Origin of the sequence: Streptomyces sp. NL15-2K (assembly GCF_030551255.1) — a bacterium.
Lineage (GTDB): Bacteria > Actinomycetota > Actinomycetes > Streptomycetales > Streptomycetaceae > Streptomyces.
In genome coordinates this window covers 11,629,243-11,650,298 of record NZ_CP130630.1, presented here as the reverse complement: position 1 = coordinate 11,650,298, position 21,056 = coordinate 11,629,243, and the positions used below count along the sequence as shown (strand labels likewise).

General features: G+C 69.2%; 17 protein-coding genes and 3 pseudogenes. 8 read left to right on the top strand and 12 right to left on the bottom strand.

All coding sequences use genetic code 11. The features are described 5' to 3' along the window. The first annotated feature begins 12 nt into the window (after positions 1-12). From Q4V64_RS50930 to Q4V64_RS50920, 3 genes and pseudogenes are all read left to right on the top strand, one after another. Positions 13-740: pseudogene (locus Q4V64_RS50930) on the top strand (amidase family protein). Next, on the top strand, positions 659-1,489 hold the full coding sequence (locus tag Q4V64_RS50925) for an amidase family protein (protein WP_172628987.1): 831 nt from the start codon (positions 659-661) through the stop codon (positions 1,487-1,489). Before Q4V64_RS50930 ends, Q4V64_RS50925 begins: the two are co-directional and overlap by 82 nt. 80 nt (positions 1,490-1,569) lie before the next feature. Then, on the top strand, positions 1,570-2,817 hold the full coding sequence (locus tag Q4V64_RS50920) for an NADH:flavin oxidoreductase/NADH oxidase family protein (RefSeq protein WP_124437386.1): 1,248 nt from the start codon (positions 1,570-1,572) through the stop codon (positions 2,815-2,817). Between the two features lie 254 nt (positions 2,818-3,071). On the opposite strand, the gene Q4V64_RS50915 is transcribed toward Q4V64_RS50920, so the two are convergent. Next, the gene (locus Q4V64_RS50915; RefSeq protein WP_124437385.1) at positions 3,072-3,518 is read right to left on the bottom strand and encodes a DUF1772 domain-containing protein; all 447 of its coding nucleotides are present in this window, start codon (positions 3,516-3,518) and stop codon (positions 3,072-3,074) included. A 91-nt stretch (positions 3,519-3,609) separates the two neighbouring features. On the opposite strand from Q4V64_RS50915, the gene Q4V64_RS50910 reads away from it, so the two are divergent. After that, positions 3,610-4,188 carry a TetR/AcrR family transcriptional regulator gene (locus Q4V64_RS50910; protein WP_124437384.1) on the top strand — a complete coding sequence of 193 codons (579 nt, stop codon included), beginning with the start codon at positions 3,610-3,612 and terminating at the stop codon, positions 4,186-4,188. A 209-nt stretch (positions 4,189-4,397) separates the two neighbouring features. On the opposite strand, the gene Q4V64_RS50905 is transcribed toward Q4V64_RS50910, so the two are convergent. Beyond that, on the bottom strand, positions 4,398-4,805 hold the full coding sequence (locus Q4V64_RS50905; protein WP_253266715.1) for a hypothetical protein: 408 nt from the start codon (positions 4,803-4,805) through the stop codon (positions 4,398-4,400). 354 nt (positions 4,806-5,159) lie between these two features. Here Q4V64_RS50905 and Q4V64_RS50900 point away from each other — a divergent pair. After that, positions 5,160-5,809 (top strand): annotated as a pseudogene (locus Q4V64_RS50900) (helix-turn-helix domain-containing protein); the annotation flags it as partial. Positions 5,810-6,047: 238 nt separating this feature from the next. On the opposite strand, the gene Q4V64_RS50895 reads toward Q4V64_RS50900, so the two are convergent. The 5 genes and pseudogenes from Q4V64_RS50895 to Q4V64_RS50875 all read right to left on the bottom strand — a co-directional run bounded on the left by Q4V64_RS50895 (position 6,048) and on the right by Q4V64_RS50875 (position 12,783). After that, positions 6,048-8,825 (bottom strand): LuxR family transcriptional regulator, encoded by a 2,778-nt coding sequence (locus Q4V64_RS50895; protein ID WP_124437383.1) that lies wholly within the window; start codon positions 8,823-8,825, stop codon positions 6,048-6,050. Positions 8,826-8,878: 53 nt separating this feature from the next. Continuing rightward, positions 8,879-9,829: pseudogene (locus Q4V64_RS50890) on the bottom strand (IS481 family transposase); the annotation flags it as partial. Between the two features lie 101 nt (positions 9,830-9,930). After that, positions 9,931-10,884, bottom strand: a complete 954-nt coding sequence (locus Q4V64_RS50885; RefSeq protein ID WP_303715051.1) for an IS481 family transposase — start codon at positions 10,882-10,884, stop codon at positions 9,931-9,933. A gap of 273 nt (positions 10,885-11,157) precedes the next feature. Then, on the bottom strand, positions 11,158-11,748 hold the full coding sequence (locus Q4V64_RS50880) for a TetR/AcrR family transcriptional regulator (protein WP_124445635.1): 591 nt from the start codon (positions 11,746-11,748) through the stop codon (positions 11,158-11,160). A gap of 534 nt (positions 11,749-12,282) precedes the next feature. Further along, the gene (locus Q4V64_RS50875) at positions 12,283-12,783 is read right to left on the bottom strand and encodes a PaaI family thioesterase (RefSeq protein WP_124445634.1); all 501 of its coding nucleotides are present in this window, start codon (positions 12,781-12,783) and stop codon (positions 12,283-12,285) included. Between the two features lie 104 nt (positions 12,784-12,887). On the opposite strand from Q4V64_RS50875, the gene Q4V64_RS50870 reads away from it, so the two are divergent. After that, the gene (locus Q4V64_RS50870) at positions 12,888-13,355 is read left to right on the top strand and encodes a helix-turn-helix domain-containing protein (protein WP_124445633.1); all 468 of its coding nucleotides are present in this window, start codon (positions 12,888-12,890) and stop codon (positions 13,353-13,355) included. A 284-nt stretch (positions 13,356-13,639) separates the two neighbouring features. On the opposite strand, the gene Q4V64_RS50865 is transcribed toward Q4V64_RS50870, so the two are convergent. The 3 genes from Q4V64_RS50865 to Q4V64_RS50855 all read right to left on the bottom strand — a co-directional run bounded on the left by Q4V64_RS50865 (position 13,640) and on the right by Q4V64_RS50855 (position 15,827). Next, entirely contained in the window at positions 13,640-13,795 is a 156-nt protein-coding gene (locus tag Q4V64_RS50865) for a hypothetical protein (RefSeq protein ID WP_172629614.1), read from the bottom strand. Positions 13,796-14,059: 264 nt separating this feature from the next. Continuing rightward, complete coding sequence (locus Q4V64_RS50860; protein WP_124445632.1) at positions 14,060-14,785, bottom strand: alpha/beta hydrolase fold domain-containing protein; 726 nt, start codon at positions 14,783-14,785, stop codon at positions 14,060-14,062. A gap of 280 nt (positions 14,786-15,065) precedes the next feature. Further along, the gene (locus Q4V64_RS50855) at positions 15,066-15,827 is read right to left on the bottom strand and encodes an SDR family oxidoreductase (protein WP_124445631.1); all 762 of its coding nucleotides are present in this window, start codon (positions 15,825-15,827) and stop codon (positions 15,066-15,068) included. A 153-nt stretch (positions 15,828-15,980) separates the two neighbouring features. Between Q4V64_RS50855 and Q4V64_RS50850 the strand changes: the two genes are divergently transcribed. Continuing rightward, complete coding sequence (locus Q4V64_RS50850) at positions 15,981-16,994, top strand: NADP-dependent oxidoreductase (protein ID WP_124445630.1); 1,014 nt, start codon at positions 15,981-15,983, stop codon at positions 16,992-16,994. Between the two features lie 382 nt (positions 16,995-17,376). Here Q4V64_RS50850 and Q4V64_RS50845 read toward each other — a convergent pair whose 3' ends face one another. Together Q4V64_RS50845 and Q4V64_RS50840 are read right to left on the bottom strand one after the other, a co-directional pair. Next, positions 17,377-18,387, bottom strand: coding sequence for an enoyl-CoA hydratase/isomerase family protein (locus Q4V64_RS50845; RefSeq protein WP_124445629.1), 1,011 nt, complete (start codon positions 18,385-18,387; stop codon positions 17,377-17,379). 92 nt (positions 18,388-18,479) lie between these two features. Beyond that, positions 18,480-19,640: an iron-containing alcohol dehydrogenase gene (locus Q4V64_RS50840; protein ID WP_124445628.1), complete on the bottom strand. Its 1,161-nt coding sequence runs from the start codon at positions 19,638-19,640 to the stop codon at positions 18,480-18,482. A 128-nt stretch (positions 19,641-19,768) separates the two neighbouring features. On the opposite strand from Q4V64_RS50840, the gene Q4V64_RS50835 reads away from it, so the two are divergent. Further along, entirely contained in the window at positions 19,769-20,743 is a 975-nt protein-coding gene (locus tag Q4V64_RS50835; RefSeq protein ID WP_124445627.1) for a LysR family transcriptional regulator, read from the top strand. Positions 20,744-21,056: the final 313 nt, after the last annotated feature.

Here is a 21,056-nt window from a genome sequence, read left to right as displayed (position 1 = left end):
GTTTACTTATAGATACTCAGCCATCGGCGCCACGTCCGCCGATTCAAGCAGGACGGGATAGACGGCTCGGGCATCTCGACACTGATGGCGGACGCCGGGCTCACCAACGGAGCGTTCTACGCCCACATCGCCTCCAAGGACGACCTCGTCGCCACGTTGTCGCCGATGAACTGCGCACGCAGACGGAGAGGTACGACACGCTCCGGCCCGGCCGACAGGGACTCGAGGACTTCGTTCGCGGTCTGCCGATCACGCTGAAGGACAGCTACGAGACCGCTGGTCTGCGGACCGTCTGTGGTCGGCCCGACCTCAAGGACTACGTGCCCGAACAGGACGCCGAGGCGGTGCGACGGCTGCGTGCCGCAGGTGCGCTGATCATCGGCAAGACCAACATGCCCGCGGGGAACCAGGACGTCCAGGCGGACAACCCGGTGTTCGGACCAACGCTGAACCCGTGGAACACCGCGCGCACGTCCGGAGGCTCCGCAGGCGGTGGCGCCGTGGCTACAGCCGCAGGGCTGACCGCTTTCGACTTCGGCTCGGAAATCGGCGGATCCACCCGGATCCCGGCACACTTCAACGGCCTCTACGGACACAAGGCGACCTGGCGGTCCATCCCCCTCATCGGCCACGTGCCGGGCGGACCCGGTGTCGGGCGGTGGGGGAGATCGACCTCGCCTGTGCGGGCGCCCAGGTACGCGAGGCGCGCGACCTTGTCCCCGTCCTCCACGCGACGGTAGGACCGCCCGAGCGCGACGGCGGTTTCAGCTACACACTCGCACCACCCAGGGCGAGCGAGCTGGGCGGCTTCCGGGTAGCGGTGTGGCCCGAGGACCCCTCGTGCCCCGTCGACCACGACGTCGTCACAGCGATGGACGACGCCCTGAATGCCCTCAAGGCGGCCGGCGCGAAGGTCGAGTTGCGGCCCTCCGGCCTCCCCGATGACATGGCGACCAGTCACGACATCTTCCTGCGCCTGCTCTTCGGTGCGTTCACCTACGACCGATCCGGACTGACAGCGGCCTCCAACACAGCGCTCCTCGCGCGTGTTGCCCAGCATCCTCGTGGAGAGGCGCTGTACGCCTTGCGAGGAACCTTCCAGTCCCACTACAGCTGGCTCCAGGCGGACGTGGCACGCCATGAGCTGCGGCAGCGGTGGACCGAGTTCTTCCGGGACCTCGATGTCCTCCTCATGCCGGTCACACCGACCACGGCACCGCCTCATCACAACAAGCCGATCGACAGATTCGGACGCCGGATCCAGGTCGACGAGCGGCCTCGCCCCTACTGGGACCAGGTCAAGTGGAGCGCCATCGCCAACGTGGCCGGCTCTCCGGCGACGACCATCCCGGTGCGAACCGGCCGAGACGGTCTGCCTGTCGGGCTCCAGGCGATGGGTCCGAGCGGCGGCGACCTCACCACCATCAAGTTCGCCGAGCTCCTCGGCCGAGAACTCGAGGGCTACCAGCCCCCTCCGGCCTTCATGTGACGAGCCGCCGCCCCGCACCGCCCCGAACCCGACCCCCAGGCAACCCCGGCTGACGCCGACCACACCGAAGATGAGCCCAGATGAATACGCTCGACACCCCCCTCACTCTCCCGAACGGCCAGATACTGGCCAACCGCCTGATGAAGTCAGCGCTCAGCGAGGCACTGGGAAACAAGAACAACGCACCCGACGAGCGCCTCGGCCGTCTGTACTCCACGTGGAGCCGAGGCGGCTATGGCCTCATGATCACCGGCAACGTCATGGTCGATCGCGCACAGCTCGGTGAACCGGGCAACATCGTCATCGAGGACGAGCGTGATCTCGACCCGCTCTCGCGCTGGGCCAAGTCAGCCCAGGACTCGGGCGCTTCGATCTGGGCACAGCTCAACCACCCCGGACGCCAAGCCAACCCCTTGGCACTCGGACACACGCCTGTCGCCCCCAGCCCGATCCCGCCGAAACTGCCCGGAGCCACGACGCCGCGCGAACTGCGACCGGCAGAGATCGAGGAGATCATCGAGCGCTTCGCCACGGCCGCGGCCGTGTGCGAGACAGCCGGCTTCAACGGCGTACAGGTGCAAGCGGCCCACGGGTATCTCATCTCCCAGTTCCTGTCACCGCTGTCGAACCGGCGCGACGACGACTGGGGCGGCGATCCCGAGCGGCGGATGCGTTTCTGCCTCGAGGTCGTCCGCCGCATCCGCGGCCGCGTCAGGCCCGGCTTCGCAGTCGGCATCAAACTCAACTCGGCAGACTTCCAGCGGGGCGGATGCACCGGGGAGGAGTCCCAGGCCGTGCTGGCCGCGCTCGCCCGCGAAGGCGTCGACCTCATCGAGGTCAGCGGCGGTAGTTACGAGTCCATGGCAATGAACGGCTCGGCGGCCCCCAGCACAAGGGCACGAGAGGCGTACTTCTTGGAATACGCCCGCACTGTTCGCAAGCTCGTGGGTGACATCCCACTCGCCGTCACAGGCGGATTCCGCACCCGCGATGCCATGCGGCAAGCCGTACGGGCCGGCGAGTGTGACGTGGTCGGCATCGGCCGGCCGGCGATCACCACGCCGGACGCGGCCCGGCTCATCCTCGAAGGGCAGGCCGAGGCACTCACGGCACATCAGGTGCGCTACGGCATGAGAACGCTGCTGGGCAAAATCACCGACCTCAAGGCCCTGGACGGGGTGCTGGACATCAGCTGGCACACCGACCAGATACATCGCCTCGGGAACGGCCTGCACCCCGACCTGAATCGCGGCAGCCTTGCCGCCACCGTCGCAATGGTCCGGCGAAACGGGCGCACCTCTTTCCGCGCCAAGCGAGGCGGGTCATGAGCGCCCGCGGCTTCAACGGGTTGGAGCCCACGCTGAGCCTGCCTCGGGACGGGCTGCGCTACCCGATCTGGATCAAGGGCCTCACCCGAACCAGAGGCGAGAGCCGCGCAGGTCATCGAGGGGCGTAGCTTGTCGGGTTCGCAGTTGTGGGCTCTCAGCGGCAGTCGCATTCCCGGATGTCGGGATTGCGGTGGCCTGCTGCCGCCCGGGGTGTGAGGATCGTGCGCCGTCAGCGTGGGGGTCGGCCCGCGGGTTCAGGCGAGGGCGGCGACGAGCAGGGTGAAGGCGGCGATGATGACGGCGACGCGGACGTAGTGGAGGCGTTCCCAGCGGTGCAACTGCTCCTTCCAGTCCTCGGGCCGGTTCTCGGGGGTCCACGTCTTGCCCCGGTTGTTGATCGGGACGAGCAGCAGGAGCGACATGACCACACTGAGGAGCAGCAGCGCGCCGGCGGTGACGACGAGGCCGGTGCCGTGGTGGTGCCATCCGGCGATGGCCCAGACGGCGACGAGGACGAGCGAGCCGATGTACCAGACCGGCATCACGGCGCCGAGCATCCGGCCCCCGTGGGCGTGGCCGAGTTGGCCGCTGTCCTCGGGGAGTGCGTTGAGGATCGGGTTCATGACGAAGGCGACGGAGAACTCCACCCCCACCATCACGCCGACGACCACGGTGGTGACGACCTCGAGTGCGTTGAGCATGATGACCCCTCTTGGAATCTAGTATTGCTAGCCGATGAGGCAACGCTAGTACTGCTGCCGCTCACTTGTCTAGCGATGCTAGGATCGAGTCATGTCGGTACAGGAACGCAAGCAGCGCGAACGGGCGGGCCGCGAGCGCCTCATCGTGGCGACGGCCCGCGAACTCGCCGAGCAGCAGGGCTGGGACGCGGTCACGACCCGCCGGCTCGCCGAGCGCATCGAGTACAGCCAGCCCGTCCTCTACAGCCACTTCCGCGGCAAACGCGAGATCATCGGCGCCGTCGCCCTCGAGGGTGCCGCCGAGATGGCCGCGGCGGTTCGCGCCGCGACCGCCGCCGCGGACGGCCCGCGCGAGCGGGTGTACGCCCTCGCCCGCACCTACCTCGGCTTCGCCGCACGCCACCCGGCGGTCTACGACGCCATGTTCCAGCTCGACGGCGGCCTCCCGTACGCACAGGAGGACACCCCGGAACCTCTCAAGGACGCCTTCGCCGCCCTGCTGGAGACTCTCGGCGAGGTCGCCGGCGACGGCACCCACCCGGGACTGTTCACCGAGGTGTTCTGGGCGGCCCTGCACGGGGTGGCCACCCTGACCCGGTCGGGACGGCTGCCGCCGGAGGACACCGAGCGGAGGGTGGAGCTGCTGGTGGACCGGCTCGCCATGGTCTGACACACCGTCCCGGCGGGCACGCAGTCGGGTCCTCGGGCCCCGTGGTCGCGGGCGGAGGCCGCGATCCCCTCCGGGCTCAGTCCCTCCCCGGCGACGACCTGCACGTCGACGGGTGTCGTCGGGACCCGGCGCGGCATGTCCCAGAATGGCCCGCGGGAATGCAGGCGCTGCCCCGGGTCGTAGCGCGGCCGCTACGACCCTGGAGGCCGTCAGAACGTCGTGTTGTCGTTGGCGGAGGTCTCCGACACGTCCTGCACCGCGTCCCAGTGCTCGACGATCTTTCCGTCCCTGACCCGGAAGAGGTCGATGACCGCCTGGCCGCGCTCGCCCGAGGTGATCCGCTTCGGCACCACGCGCAGCTGCGGGAACTGCTCGAAGTACGCGCCCGCTCCGGCCTTCAGGCCTGTCACGCCGCCGGGGAAGCTCGGGTTGTGCTGGTGGTACTCGGGGCCCACGCAGGTGTCGATGGCGGCCAGGTCCTTCCGGACCATGAGCTGCTCGACGAAGGCGATGACGAGCTTCTTGGTGTACGCGGTGAACCACCGCTCTTTTCCCGTCCTGGAAGCGGAAGATGTCGAAGACGGCCATCCCGGGAGTGCCGGGAACCAGGACGCCACTGGAGTGCAGGAGCACCAGGTCGACCTCGGACAGGACCCGCAACACGTCGTACTTGGCGTCCGGGAACTGCTGTCGCATGGCGGCGGCGAAGGCCCTCATTGCCTCGCCGTCGGGGTCGTCGGGGGCGAGCGGGGTTTGTGCTGGATGTAACCGGCCGTACAAAGCGGTCGATGACGGTCGTGTCGACCCCGTCGAACACGGTCCTGAGGGTTTGGACGGCGATGGCGATCTGCGTCTTAGCTGTACCTTCCACCTTTCCGCTCGCCGAAGCCGCCAGGGTCCGCGGCGACGGACGGGTGGGCGGTGTTCACGACGCTGCCTCTTCCGAACCCGGTGAGAACGGGGAGGCCCACGGCCGCCCGGTACGCACCAACTCCGACTTCTCGATCACCGTCGAGCACGGCCCGGAGGCGCTGCGCACCGCCGCCACCGTCGTCATCCCGCCCTTCGTCGCCTTGGCCGTGACCCGGGAAGTTCCGCAACCACCCACTGGATGACCGCGGACCTGTTCCGCGCACACTTCCCCCAGATCTCACTCGATCCGGACGTTCTGTTCATCGACGACGGAGATGTGCTGACCTCGGCCGGTGCCGCCTCCGGGCTCGACGTCTGCCTGCACATCATTCGCAAGGACCACGGCAGTGAAGTCGCCAACCAGGTGGCCCGCATGTGCATCGTCCCCCCGTGGCGCGACGGAGGGCAGGCGCAGTACATCCAGCACCCAGTACCCGAGGCCACGGCCAGCGGAACGGCCACCGCCCGCCAGTGGGCGCTGGAGAACCTCCACGAGCCCATGACTCTGACGGACCTCGCCAAGCACTCCCACATGAGTCTGCGCACCTTTGCTCGCCGCTTCACCGAAGAGGTGGGCATGAGCCCGGGACGCTGGCTGATCCAGCAGCGCGTCGACCGGGCACGGCACCTCCTGGAAACCACCGACCTGCCGGCGGACGAGATCGCCGGCCAAGTCGGCTTCGCCGGCAGCACGTCGCTACGAGAACACTACGCACGCCGCAACGCCTCGGGCACCGGCCGAGCCTTCCATGGTCATGTCTCAACTCTCCTGCGAAAGGCGGGGGTTGACGGAGACCAAGACATGCTCGCCCACGCCCTTCTCGCCTTCACGAGCTGGGTGGACCTGGTACCGGCTGGCCCAACCCAAGGGACCGTGACGGAGATCATCCCTACGGTGAGAACCCGGGCAGCGGAGAGCCACCCGGGCAGCCCCGGGATACCGCCGGTCACCCCATAAAACGCAGCCCGTCCTCGAAGTCGACGCGCGAGAGATCGGCGCGCGAGACGATGCCGAGCTTGGGGAACACATTGGCCAGGTGATGAGCCACCGTACGAGGACTGATCAGCAGCTGTGCCCCGATCTCCCGGTTGGTGAATCCCTCCGCGGCCAGCCGTACGACTCTCAACTCCTGCGCCGTGAGGGTGGTTGGGGTGTCCCGTGCCCGTGCCCGCGCGGAGTCCCGGCGCGGTTGCTGCCCGGTCAGTTCCTGTTCGGCCCGGGTGCGGGCAACCAGGGGCGCCGCGTCGAGTCGCCGGAAGATTTCCGCGGCTTCGGCCAGCTGGGTCCGGGCGTCGGTACGGCGGCGGGCCCGCCGCAGCCACTCGCCGTACAGCAGGCGCGTGCGGGCGTAGTTGAAGGGCCGCGACGCGGCTCCGGGGACATCCAGCGCAAGCCGGAACTGCTTCTCCGCATCCGCCCCCGACGCCAGCAGTGCGTGGACAAGGTGCGTCGCGGAGATCGCCCACGCCGCCTCGGTCCGTTCGGCCCACCGCCGCAGCAGCCGCGCCTGGTCCTCGGCCGTCGCCCGCTGCCCTGCCTGGAGGGCGGCCTCGGCGGTGTCCGGCGCGGCGAGCAGCGCGACGGTGTCGTTCGCCGCGTGGTGCCCGTGCTCGCTCAGCCGGACCAGGCGGTCCCGCGCCTCCTCGGCCCGGCCGGCGAAGAGCGCCGACATGCCGAGGTTCCATTCCGCGCAGGCGCTGAAGACGCGCACCCCACGCGGCACCCACACCTCGATGGTCCGGGCGGCGAGGTCTGCGACGGTCTGCTCCTGGCCTCGCGCGGCTGCCAGCCATCCGAGACTGGCGCAGCACTGCTCCGCCAAGTGGTCGTCGCCGGTCCCCTCGGCCACTTGGAGCCCCTCGAGGGCGTTCGCCGTGGCCAGGGTCCAGGAGCCTTGCGCGATGTCGGGCGCCACGGTCTGGGCCAGCGCCTGGGTCATGGCAGTGACCTGGTCCGTGTGCCGCAGCGTGTCGATTTCGCGGCGGAGCGCCTCCTGCAGGGCGGACTCGATGCCCCAGGCCACCGCCAGCGGTGCCGGTGGCATCACGAGCCAGGAACTGCCGCTGAGCCGGGTGAGGATGTCAGCGACGGGGGCCACGATCTGGTCACGGTCATCGGCGCCGCCGCCCCCGTCCTCCGTCCACCATTGGCGCAGCAACGGCAGCAGATCGGCGTTCGGGAAGTTCCCTTGCGGGAGCCGCCGCTCGAGCCGCTGGAGCGCCTCGCGCTGCAGTGCGCCATGACTGGCCGCCCACGCCGCCCGCACCGCCATGTTGCCGAGCCTGAACGCCTGCCCGGGATCGGCCACCCGCTCCATGTCCCGGGTCAGCTGACGGCAGGCGGTTTCCAGGTCACCGTGCGCGAACTCGATCAGCCCGCGCAACCCCTCGCTGAGATCCGCGAGCGTGGATGCGGAGGAGACCCCTTCGGCCCGCTCCAGCATTCTCCGCGCCACGTCGACGTGGCCGGCCTCCCAGGCCGCCCTGGCTCCGTGAGCCAGTCGTCTGGCCGCGTCGTCCGTGGAGGGGGACAGCTTCGCCGCACGCCGCAGCGCACGGGCCGCCGTGGCACAGCCGCCGCGCGCCCAGGACCGGTGGGCGGACTCTTCCAGCAGCCGGGCCACCTCCTCGTCGGGGCGGCTCACGGCTTCCAATGCCGCGGCGAGGTGCCAGGGGCGCAGCTCGTCGGCGTTCTCACCGGTCAGTACGGAGGCGAGCGCGTGATGAACGGCCTGGCGGTTCGCGGGCGGCGCCTCCTCGTAGACCACCGCCTCCATCAGCTGGTGGCGGAAGCAGATCCGCCCGTCCGAGCGCGTGGTGAGCAGGCCCGAGTGCAGCGCCTCGTCCCACGCGACTGCGTCGAGGCCGAGCACAAGTCCGGCCTGGCCCACGGTGTTGCGATCACTACGGTCATCGGCGGCGGCGAGAAGGAGCGCGGTGCGGGCAGGCGCGGACAACCTCTCGATCCGGGCGCGGAAGGCACGGCGCAGGCGTGGACCGACGGCGATCCGCTCATCGGCGAGAGGGTGCGTCGAGATGTCGCCGGCCGCCACGGACGTGGTCAGCTCCTGAAGTGCCAGGGGATTTCCGGCTGCCGCGCGGATCGTGCGGCGGATGACCGCCTCGTCGGCTTGCGGAGCGACGGCACGGGCGAGGAGCCGGGCGTCCTCGTCGCCCAGCTCCCGGACCTCCAGGGCCGCCAGTTTCTCCCAGGGGCCGTCGACGGGGTCGTCGTGTCCGGTGAGGAGCATGACCACGGGCTCGTTGCGCAGTCGGCGCGCGACGAAGGCCAGGCACCGTGCGGATGGCTCGTCGAGCCATTGGGCGTCGTCGGCGATGATGAGCACCGGCCGTTCCTTGGCCAGCTCGCCGACGAGCGTCAGTACGGCCACGCCGATCAGAAACCGGTCCGCCACGTCGTTGCTGGTACCGAGCGCCCCGTTCAAGGCGTTGGCCTGCGGCTCGGGGAGCGTACTGATCCGGTCCGTCACGGGCCACAGCAATTCGTGCAGTGCGGCGAACGTCAGCCCCGACTCCAGGCGAGTGCCCCCGCATCGCAGGACAGTGAAGTCCGCAGCGGCGGACTCGGCCACGTATTCCAGCAGAGCGGTCTTGCCGATGCCGGGGTCACCCCACAGCACCAGCGTTGTCCCGGACCCTCGCCGAGCACCGTCAAGGGTCCGGTCAAGGGCTACTTGCTCCTGGCGCCGTCCGTATAGGTCCATTTGCTTGAAAGCTTAAGGGGCTGCCGTCGCCCCGAGCCACTCCCGGTACCCGTGTATTGACCCGCAGGGTTGTTCACACGGCTGATCGGTGGCTTGCCTCGGAGTGCGGTGTGGCAGCGGTGGTGGTTGTAGGTGTGGAGGAAGTCTGCCAGGGCGTCGGTGCGTTCGGTGTTGCTGGTGTAGGGCCGCAGGTAAGCCCACTCGTCGAGCAGGGTGCGGTTGAAGCGTTCGACTTTGCCGTTGGTCTGCGGCCGGTAGGCGCGGGTGAGCTTGCCGACCGCGCCGAGGTCGGCCAGGGCCTGCCGCCAGGCGAAGCTTTTGCGGTAGGGCCAGGCGTTGTCGGTCAGGACCCGCTCGATGCGGGTGATGCCGTTCTCGGCGAAGAAGGCTGCGGCCCGGCGGAGGAAGGCTGCGCAGGTGACGGCCTTCTCGTTGTCGTGGATCTCGCTGTAGGCCAGGCGGCTGTGGTCGTCGACGGCGGAGTGGACGAAGTCGAAGCCCATGGAGCTGCGGGTGGCGCGGCCGGCCTGGCGGCCCAGGACCTTGTGGCCACCGCCGTCGGGGATGCGGCCGAGTTTCTTGACGTCCACATGGATCAGCTCGCCGGGCCGTTCGCGTTCGTAGCGGCGGATGACCTGTCCGGTGGGCCGGTCAAGGAAGGCCAGTCGGTTCAGGTCGTGGCGTACGAGGATCCGGTGCACGGTCGATGCGGGCAGACCGAGGATCGGCCCGAGTCGTGCGGGCCCGAGCTTGCGGCTCTGCCGCAGCCGGCAGACGCGGGCTGCGGTGGTGGCAGTGGTCCGGTGTGGTGTCGTGTGTGGGCGGCTGGAGCGGTCGATGAGTCCGCTCTCGCCCTCGGATCGCCAGCGCCGGATCCACTTGTGGGCGGTGGGACGGGAGATACCCATCTCCGCGGCGACATGCGCGACGGGACGGCCGGAGCGGACCCGTTCGACGAGCAGTCGCCTGCCGTGAACGGTCAGCCGGGCATTACGGTGTGACACGAAGACCTCCGTGCGGTGCGGTCCTAGACAGCTCCACCACACCGGAGGTCTTCGCCATGATCAAGCCCGGCTGGCGTTAACAACGCTCGTGATCAATACACCTAGGTGTATTGCCCTGAGAGGTTAGGGACGCGGCTGGCGGGTGGTTGGCCCTTGAGCGCGGTGTGTCCGCGGTGGTGATTGTAGGTGTGCAGCCAGCTGGGGAAGGCGTCGCGTCGTTCCTGCTCTGATCGGTAGGGGCGGGCGTAGGCCCATTCGTCGAGCAGGGTGCGGTTGAAGCGTTCGACCTTGCCGTTCGTCTGCGGCCGGTAGGCGCGGGTTCGCTTGTGCGTGATCCCGGCTGCTGCCAGGGCGTCTCGCCACAGGTGGGATTTGTAGCAGGAGCCGTTGTCGGTCAGGATGCGTTCGACGGTGATCCCGCAGGTGGCGAAGTACGCCTGGGCGCGACTCCAGAAGCCGACAGCGGTCTCCTTCTTCTCGTCTGCGTGGATCTCGCTGTAGGCCAGGCGGGAGTGGTCGTCGACGGCGTTGTGGAGGTAGCTGTAGCCGGCGCCGGACCGGGTCTTGCGGCCCGCCTGGCGTCCGAGGGTCTTGTGGCCGCCGCCGTCGGGGATGTTGCCGAGCTTCTTGATGTCGACGTGGACCAGTTCGCCGGGCTTGGCACGTTCGTAGCGACGGATGACGCGCCCAGTGGCCCGGTCGAGGTGGGTCAGGCGGGCCAGGCCGTAGCGGGTCAGCACCCGGTGCACGGTGGACGGCACCAGGCGGAGCAGGCCTGCGATCCGTGCTGGCCCCCACCTGCGCAGTACGCGGACTTTGATGATCCTGCGCTCGGTACGGGTCGGGGTCCGTCGCGGGCTGGTGCGGGGGCGGCTGGAGTGGTCGGCCATGCCAGGCTCGCCGAGCCGGCGGTAGCGGTCGGCCCATCGCTGTGCGGTGGTTGGCGAGACTTGGAATCGCTCAGCGGCCCGGCGCAGGGTCCAGCCGTCCTCGACCACGCAGCGGGCCAGGCGCAGGCGTCCGGTCTCGGTCAGGGGTGCATTACGGTGGGGCACGAGGGCCTTTCTGTCGTCCGGCGTAGATGTCGCAATCCACACCGAGCCAGAAGGCCCTCACCCATTTCAAGACCACACGTCAGTGATCGCTGTCACCAACCTCCGTGGACAGAACACCTAGGGACACCTCACACCTCCCCGTCCGCCCGGCTCAGGAGCCGGTCGAGCGTCGCCGCGGCGACGGCGGCATCCCGAAAGCGCCGGACCCGTCGGCGATCCCGACATCGGGCTGTTCCCCGAGAGCCACCGCCTGGGGCCAGGGATGTGGTGCTGTCAGACGCGCTGCCAGGCGTCCAGCAGGGCGAGGGCGTTGTCGATCCCCTGATCGAGGAGTTCCTTGGCGAGTTGGCTGTCGGTCAAGGCGCGGGACAGCTGCAGTGTCCCGGCCATCAGGCCGAGGAGGCTGAGTGCCTTCACACGTGCGGAGGACGGGGCCTCGGGCGCCATGCGGGCGGCGATGCCGTCGATGAGGATCAGCACACCGTCGGTGTACGCCTGCCTGGTTGTGTCGGTGCAGCGCCCGATCTCGTCGAGCAGAGCGGCGTTGGGGCAGCCGTCGCCAAGGGTGTCGCGGTGCTGGGGCGACAGGTAACCCCGCACAATCTGCTCGAGTCCGGCACGGCCGGGTGCGGCCCGCGCGACGACGCTCTCGGCCTGCGCCTTCAACTGGTCGGCGATCGCCGTGGTGACGAGGTCATCTTTGGATTCGAAGTGAGCGTAGAAGGCTCCATTGGTCAGCCCCGCGTCCTTCATGAGCGTCGAGACCCCGGAGCCGTCGATACCGTCTTGCTTGAACCGGCGGCCCGCCGTCTCGATGATCCGCCGCCTCGTCTCCGCCTTGTGCTCTTTCCCGTACCGCACCACCGCACACACTCCTTCGCCGACCGGAAGAACCAGTTGCCCTTCACCGACTTCACCAGTCTATGATATTGCGAACGTAATCCAAAGAGTCGACAACGGCGACGGTCGGCCACCTCGTCACCAGTTGCCCGCTCCGGCAAGGACGACGGGCGAGCGTCGGGCTTTCATCAGTGACGGCAGGCGCGGACACAGCGTCTGAACTCGCCCTCGTCGGCAAGGCTCATGATGTCGGTCGTCACCATGAGCCTCGCCGACCACCCCATTGGCGCGTCGGCACCCCTCACCCGGGACGCCGCCGTCCTGCTCCTGTCCGCCGTGATCCGACGCGTACGCGCCTGCGGAACGGGCCGCCGCGCCCTGCGCTTCTTGGACCGCTCCCCCGCTCACAACCCGCCGCCGATACTCCATGTCCCGATGTCCCGCCGCGGCAATCGCACCAAGGCCGCCTTGCCAAGCGCGCGCCGGGCGAAGCAACCGCGCCGATGCACTCCCTGTTGTCCCGACCGCCCCCACAGACCGAGGGCCGAACCTGCGGAGTCACCCTTGAGGGGCGGGCACCGGGAAGAGCATGCAGCTGCTGGTGGCGTGGGCGAGGAGACGGTCCTTCGCGTCGACCAACTGGGCCTGGGCGAGAGCGGTTTGGCGGCCCTTGCTGACGACCGTGCCGATGGCGCGCACCGGGCCCGTGTCCACGGTGACCCGCCGCAGGAACTTCACCGTCAGGTCGAGCGAGGTGTACGCCATACCCTGCGGGAGGATGGACTGGACGGCGCAGCCCGCCGCCGAGTCGAGCAGGGTGGCGAAGATGCCGCCGTGCATGCTGCCGATCGGGTTGTAGTGCTCCTCGCCCGGCGTCAGTGAGAAGACCGCCCTGCCGGGCTCCACCTCGTCCAGGGTGAAGTCGACGGTGCAGTTGATCGGCGGCCCGGGCAGTCGCCCCGCCTGCAGATCACGCAGGAAGTCGATGCCGGCCATGCGCCCGGCGGCCTCCGCCAAGATCGCGGGATCGTCCCAGTGATACGTACGCGTTCGCCCCACGGTCCAGCGCCCTTCCCTCTGACTGTCAGCTGACTTTTTCAAGTGAAGCTAGGCTTTTGTGCCCCTGGCTGTCAATAGTGAAGTCAGGAGCCTACGATGGTGGGATGGAGTGGCTTGAGGCGAGTACGGAGAACTGCCCCGTCCAGCGCACCCTCGACGTGATCGGGGAGAAATGGACGCTGCTGATCCTGCGTGACGCCGTCAACGGCGTACGCCGCTTCGACGACTTCCACCGCCACATCGGCCTGTCGGAGGCCGTCCTCAGCGACCGCCTCCGCAAGCTGACCTCGGCCGGCATCCTGAAGACCGTGCCCTACCAGGAGCCCGGCAGCCGCCCCCGCAACGAATACCGCCTGACCCGCAAGGGCTGGGACCTGTGGCCCGTCCTGATGGCACTGACCCAGTGGGGCGAGGCATACACCCTCGGCCCCGAGGGTCCTCTACTGGACATCCGCCACACCGACTGCGACGCCCCGGTCCGCGTCGTCGTCGAGTGCTCCGCGGAACACTCCCCCCTCACTCCCCGTGAAGTCACCGCCCGGCTGGGAACAGGCGCCCGCGTCCGGTCGTAGCCGTCGACCTCGCGGTCGCGGGCCAGACAGCGGTGAGACATCAGCCGAGTGCCGTGTACCCCGCCACCGTCGCCCCTCAGCGCACGATCGACTTCGGCACGCCGCCGTACGAACTCGATGGGCGCTCCGGTCGCAGGGTTCAGCGCCTTGCCGTCCCCGCCGTCCCGCCCGTCGCCGGCACACTGGCCGCACCGTCACCCGACGCGCCGGTCGCCACCGACACCCTCGGGGCAGGCTCTGCGGGCGATTTCCTTCAGGCCGCGGTTCACTCGCCGCGACGCCATCTACTCGAAGCCGGCCACGCGCCTGTCGGCAGCCCAGGTAGCCGTAGTCGCGATGTCGACGGGGAGGTTCGCCGGCTTGACCGCGGCCTTGGCGTCGGCCGCTCGCAGCGCGGTGAGTACGTCGTCGACGGCTGTGGCGACGTCGCTGTCGCCCAAGCGATGAGCTCCTCCTCGGCCCGGGCGGCGACCCGAGGGTCGGCGAGCTTGGTCGCGCGTGGCGGTGCGCGCGTGGCTGAGGCCGCCGTCGTGGTCGGCCGTCCCGGCCGTCGTCTGCCGGACCGGGACCGAGACCGGGACGGGGACGGGGTTGCGGGCGTCGCGGGTCTGCGTGCGACCGCGGGTCGTGTCGGCGTCCGTCCACCGTCCCGATCCGGCGGGCGCGGGGAGGATCTGGCAACTGCCCGCGCCTGTACCGCTCGGTCAGATCTTCGTCTTCTCCCGGACCCATGCGCCGATCTGTGCGATGGCGGCGTCGGTCTCGGGAATGCGGCCGGCGCCGTAGACGTAGGAGTGCTGGCCTCCGGGGACCACGACGGTCGTCGTGTCGATTCCGGCGTCCTTGACGCGGGCGGCGAACTCCTCGTCCTCGCCGGCCAGGACCTCGTAGGTGCCCCAGGAGACGAGGGTCGGGGGCAGACCGCTCAGGTCCGCGCGGTTCAGGTTGATCCGGGTGTCCGTGACGTCGACCGTGGCGGCGACCTCCTCGGTGGACAGTTCGCGCGGAACTGGTGTCTCCTGCGGGCCGGACGGGGCGAACATTTCACCCGCCGGCTGCACCGGGGAGGGGGCGACCGGCTGCCGGTGGTGGGGGGTGTTGTCGGGGTGGGACATCCGTCCGACGTGCATGAGCTGAACGACGATACGTCCGTCGACGCCGTGCACGGCGTCGGTGACCTTGCGCCACCCGGCGATGTGCTCATCGGAGTGGATGCCGGGGGTGAGCAGGTAGCCCTGGCCGTCGGCGTTGGGCTGGGTGCCCTCGGTGATGATGAGGGCGTGCGACGCGCGCTGGGCGTAGTACTCGGCGTTCAGCTCGGTGGGGGTGCCTTCCGGGGTGGACCGGTCCCGCGTCATGGGGGCCATCGCCAGTCGGTGCGGCAGGGAGATCTCCCCGGCGACGATCGGGTTCCACAGGGCGTTCAACATGGATGTTCTCAAATGAGGGTGAGTAAGGGCGAGAGAGAGCTGCGGGGTGGCGGGCTGCCTGCCCCGCGGGTAGCACGTAGGCGGTGACCGGCCGGACGGGCCCGGTCACCTTCCACCGTGGAAGGCAGTGCAGTGCCGGGCCCCGGCTGTTCGTACAGGCGGAGGGAAGGAGGAGGCCGAGCGCATCGGTCTTCCCCACGCCGCAGGACGCATCAGTCGCGTGCGGCATCGGCCTTGCCGTTGTCACAAAGGGACTTCGGCATGGGAGTTCGAGCGACGGTCAGCCGCGGTAGCGATCGGCTGGGACCCGCTGCGAGAGGTTCGGGACGAGCGTCTGACGCGCCTTCTCGAACGACTCCCAGTCGCTGATCTGGGGCAGGGACGGGATGGTGACGGGCTCCCCGGCGTCGAGGCCGGCGAGCGCCGCGTCGACGGCGTCGTCCACGCTCATGATCGACTCGTCGGGAAGGGCTTCGAGGTCGACGCCTGAGCCGTCCCAGAGCTCGGTGCGGACGGCGCCCGGCAGCACGGCCTGCACGGTGACGGGGCTCTCGGCGAGTTCCTGCTGCAGGGCCTGGGTGAACGTCAGCACATAGCTCTTGGTGCCGCTGTAGACGGCGCTGACGGGCAGGATGTTGAGAGCCATGGCAGAGGAGATGTTCACGACGGTGCCGTGCCCGCGGGCCGTCAGACCCGGCAGGACCGCGATGGTCAGCCTGGTCAGCGCTGTCACATTGAGGTTGATCAGCGCCTCGTAGGCCGCCGCGTCCGAGGCCGCCAGCGGCGTGAGCAGCGCACCGCCGGCATTGTTGATCAGTACCTCGATGCTCTCGTCGGTCCGCAGACGCTCCTCGACCACGGAGATCTGCGCCGCATCGGTGAGGTCGGCGGTGACGACGTCCACCGCGCGGCCCGTGCGGCCGCGGATGTCAGACGCCAGCGTTTCCAGCCGCGCAGTGTTCCGGGCCACCAGGATCAGGTCGTAGCCCCGGTCGGCAAGCCGCTTCGGTCGGGCCCTCCGGGTCGGCGGGATGGCGGTCACCCCGCCGCGAACCTGAGTTTACTTTTTAATACTCAGGAAGTAGCGTCGTGGCCAGCACATCAACCCGGCCGCACGCAAGAAACGGGCGCACAGGGGGACCTGCGCGAAGAATCGAATCGACCACCGGAATACCCACGCAGAAAGGCGGCCGACATGAAGGCATTCGTCGTCGAGAAGTACGGCAAGGACGGCGCACGCGCCGCAGAGGTACCTGAGCCCACCGTCGGAGACCGCGACGTCCTGGTCAGAGTGAGCGCCGCCAGTATCAACCCGCTGGACAAAATGGTCCGCAACGGGGAGTTCAAGCAGCTCCTGAAGTACAAGCTTCCGTTCGTGCTCGGCCACGACGTGGCCGGCGTCGTGGCGCGGGTCGGCTCCGCCGTACACGGCTTCGAAGTCGGCGACGAGGTCTACGCCCGTCCGCGCGACCTGCGGATCGGCGGCTTCGCGGAGTTCATCGCGATCGACATGGACGATGTCGCACCCAAGCCGGCCTCCCTCACCCTCCAAGAGGCAGCCGCAGTGCCATTGGTGGCCCTGGCCGCCTGGCAGGTTCTCGTCGAGCGCACCCACGTGAAGCCGGGTCAGAAGGTGCTCATCCACGCCGGCGCCGGTGGCCTCGGCTCGACAGTCATTCAGCTCGCCAAGCATCTCGGCGCCACAGTGGCGACGACCACGGACACCAAGACCGAGAAGTTGGTCAGGAGCCTCGGCGCCGACGTCGTCGTCGACTACACCAAGGAAGACTTCTCGAAGGTGCTGTCCGACTACGACCTGGTGCTGGACTCCCTGGGCGGAGCGGACCTCGAGAAGTCGCTGACAGTGCTGAAGCCCGGCGGCCTGGCCATCAGTGTCGTCGGCCCACCGGACGCCGGCTTCGCCAAGCAGCTCGGCTCCCCCTCATTCCTGGGCCTGATCATGAACACGCTCAGTCGCAAGATCCGCAAGCAGGCGAAGGCGCTGGGCGTGCGCTACCAGTTCTTCTTCATGCAGGCCAACGGCTCCCAGCTGCGCAAACTCGGCGCCCTCTACGACAGCGGGAAGCTCCGCCCGGTCATCGACAGCACCTTCCCGTTCGACCAGACGCTCGAGGCGATGGCGCACGTCGAGCAGGGCCGCACCAAGGCCGGCAAGGTCGTGGTCTCGATGGTGCCCGACAACGACTGAGACCGTGCCGGCCACAGACACTCCTTCCGGCACGGTCACCGGAGGGGCGACGACGCCGTCGGTGATCCCATGGCGACTACGGTCGCGGAGAGCTGCTGCCGTACGGCAGCGGAGAGCCGCCGCTGTAGGCGTCTCGGTGGCACTCCGCACGCCATAAGGCTCCCGACACAGCGCGCCACGCGGCGCTACGCCGACCGCACCGAGCCGTGGTCGACCCCCCGCACCCGTTGTGTGACGGACGCATGACTCAGTCAGAGCGCCTCCCGCTCCCGCACCCGTAACAACCTGGTCGGCGGGCCCCCGCTCCCGTCTCCTCGAAGCGCGCCCCTCCTGCACGACCAGCCCCTTGGGCGAGGCAACGTCCTGCTCACGGCAGACATGCTCAGGACGGCAACGTCCGTCCGCCGAGCGACGCACGTTGCCAGTTGGGATTGCGGTCCTTGTCGACCAGGGCCGCACGGACGCCCTCCAGGAAGTCCGGAGTGCGGATGGTCGTGCGTGTGAGGGCGAGTTCGGCACTGAGGCACTCGCGCAACGTGCGCTGCCTGCCCCGGGCAAGCAGGGCGTGAGTGATCTCCAGGCTCTGCGGCGAGGCGGACTCCAGGGCGGCCAACGCGGCTGCCGCCCATGGGGTGTCGAGGTGGCGCAGGCGTTTCTCGATCTCGCCGAGGGCCGGCGCGCCGAACGCCCAGTCCACGTCCCCGCGTACCTCCGCCAGCCTGCTGCCCGCCACCGGGGAACGGCCGGCGAGGCGGTTCAGGACCACGTCCACCGGTTCGCCGGGGCTGTCGGCCAGGGCATCCCCGACCGCCTCGACCCCGTCGGCGGGGACGAAGTGCGTGGCCAGCCCCGTGTACAGAGCGTCGGCCGCGTCGAGCCGTTGCCCGGTCAGCCCCAGGTACATGCCGATCGCGCCGGGCAGCCTCGGCAGGAAGTAGCTGGCCCCGACGTCCGGGAAGAACCCGATCCCGGTCTCGGGCATCGCCAGCACCGCGCCCTCGGTGACGACGCGGAAGCTGCCGTGGACGGACAGACCGAGACCGCCGCCCATGCACAGGCCGTCGATGAGCGACACGACCGGCACGGGATACTCGGCGATCCGGGCGTTGAGCCGGTACTCGGACGCGAAGAACCGCTCACTGGCCTCGGCATCCCCGGCGAGGCTCTGCTCGCGGATGGTGCGGATGTCTCCGCCGGCGCAGAACGCCTTCGTGCCGGTACTGGCGAACACCACTGCGGACAGCGGTATGCGCTCCCACTCGGCGAGCGCACGGTCGATGGCGACGACCATGCCTGTCGTCAGGGCGTTGAGCGCCTTGGGCCGGTTCAAAACGATGCGGCCGACGCCCCGGTGGACGTCGGCGAGAATCTCGACGGCAGCGGTATCAGTCATCGGTCGTCATTTCGTCTCCGCATCTCGTCTCCGCATCTCGTCTCCGCGCGGACCTGGCTGTCGTGGCCATCACGTTCCTCACTCGCCGGGTGTCAGGCGTAGATCTGCGCGTAGAGATCCTGGATCTCGTCCACGGTGGGTACGACGGGGTTGTTGGCAGGGGATCCGGACGCGAGCGCCTGCTCGGCCATGAGGGGCGACAGGCGGAACCACTCGTCCTTTGCGATGCCGTGGGTTTGGGGGGTGGGCACCTCAAGATCCTGGCACAGGGCTCGGAGCGCCTCCACGAGCTTATCGGCGGCCAAGGCGTTGCTGTCGCCGTCGGTGGCGGCTCCGAGGGCGCGGGCGCAGTCGGCGTACCGGCTCTCGGCGGCGGGCGCGGAGAACGCGGTCACCGCGGGGAAGAGCATCGCGTTCGACAGGCCGTGGGCGACGTGGAAGTGAGCGCCGATCGGGCGGCTCATGCCGTGCACCAGTGCCACGCTGGAGTTGGAGAAGGCGATGCCGGCCTGGGTCGCGGCGAGCATCATTGCCTCGCGAGCCTCGCGGTCTCCCCCGTCGGCGTAGACGCGGCGGAGGTGGTGGCCGATGGTCCGGATCGCGTTCAGCGCGAGGCCGTCGGAGAACGGATTGGCCTTGCGGCTCACGTACGCCTCGACGGCATGCGTGAGCGCGTCGACGCCGGTGTCGGCGGTCAGCCGGGACGGCATCGACAGAGTCAGTTCGAAGTCGACGACGGCGGCGACCGGCAGGAACGCCGGCCCCGGACAGAGCATCTTCTCGTCCGTGGCGCTGTCGGTGATGATGGTGAACTGGGTGGCCTCCGAGCCACTGCCCGCGGTCGTCGGGACCGCGATCAACGGAAGCGCCGGGCCGAGGTTGGTGTGCGGGGCCTTGTAGTCCCCCATCCGGCCGCCCTGGACGCCGAGCAGGCCGAGGGCCTTGGCGGTGTCCATCGGGCTGCCGCCGCCGAATCCGATCACCGAGTCCGCCCCGTGTTCCCGCAGCACGGTCAGGCCCGCGTCGAGCGAGTCGGTCGTCGGATCCGGGACGGTGCCGGCGAACAGGCGCGGCTGCAATCCGGCATCTCTCAGCGTCGCCATCAGTCGTTCCGCCGCACCGGTCCCAGCGAGGAAGGCGTCCGTGACCAGCAGCGGGCGGCGCAGGCCCAGCCCTGCGCCGACGTCGCCCAGCTCGCCGACGGCACCGCCGCCTACGCGCAGGGTCCGCGGGAGGGAAAGGCTGGCAATCATGGCGGCCCTTTCGGCAAGAACGGCGGGGCATGTCGCGCCCACTGCCCTGACTGTGCGGCCCCGCACCGTGTGCAAACAACCACCAATGGCGCACACCCACTGTGCAGAAATGCAGATACGGTCGGGCCGTGCACCCCCACTCCCCGGACGAGAACCCCACCCCGCAGCCGGCCGGCTCCCCTCGCTCCGTCGATCGCTCCGTCGACCCGCGCAAACTTCGCGCGGACGATCTGCGCTACCTGCTCGCGGTGTCCCGTACCGGACGCCTGGTGACAGCCGCCGACGCCCTCGGCGTGGACCACACCACCGTGTCACGACGTATCGCCGCATTGGAGAAGAGCCTCGGCCTGCGCCTCATCGAACGCGGCACAGAGGGATGGACGCTCACCGACATCGGAAGAGCCGTCTCTGAGGACGCCCGCGCTATCGAGGAGGCCATCGACCGCGTCGCCGACACCGTGGCGGGGCAGGACTCGCCGTCCCTGCACGGCACGGTGCGCGTCAGCGCGCCCGACGGCTTCGGCACCGCCTTCGCCACGCCCGCCCTCGTACGGGTGCGCCGCCGGCACCCCCGGCTCCAGGTCGAACTCATCACCGCGACACGGCAGCTCGCCCTGCGCCCGTCCGGTTTCGATCTCGCTCTCGTCATCGGCGTTCCCGCCAGCATCCGCCTGGTGACCGAGCACCTCACCGACTACACGCTGGGGCTCTACGCCTGTGACGACTACCTCACCACGTACGGCCGACCGGAGACGGTGGCCGAGCTGCGCGATCACCCGCTCATCTTCTACATCGAGTCGATGCTGCAGGTCGGCGACCTCGACATCGAACGCCACCTTCCCGGAATGACCCCGGCATTCTCCTCGACGAATGTCTTCGCCCAGCTGGAAGCCACCCAGCAGGGGGCCGGCATCGGCGTCCTGCCTGCCTTTCTGGCCCAGCGGACGCAACTGCGCCGGCTGCTCGCAGAAGAGATCGACATCCGGCTCCCCATCACCCTGGCAGTGCGCCGCGAGGCGGTGACGCACCCCGCTGTACGCGCCCTATGGAGCGCTCTACGACATGAGGTCGCCGAACGGGCCGACGAACTGATGCCGGAATGAACGCCAAGGGTTTTCCGGTGCGGTGAACGCGGCCGATGGCCTGACCGGCGAACGTTGCCACCGTCATCTGAGTTTACTTTCTTATACTCAGCCAATAGCGTCATGACCAGAACATCGACCCGGCTGTCGCGGGCGAACCCGGCACGGCAACCGTCTGAGAAGGAGCACCGCCATGGGACTGAGCCCAGAGGCACACGAGTTCGCGGAGTTCCTCGCGAGCGTGAGCGCGAAGGCGGCCATACCCGGCCTCGACCTGGCCGTCATCCGCGACATCGTCGACTCGAACCACAAGGCATCGACCGAGCCGGAAGGC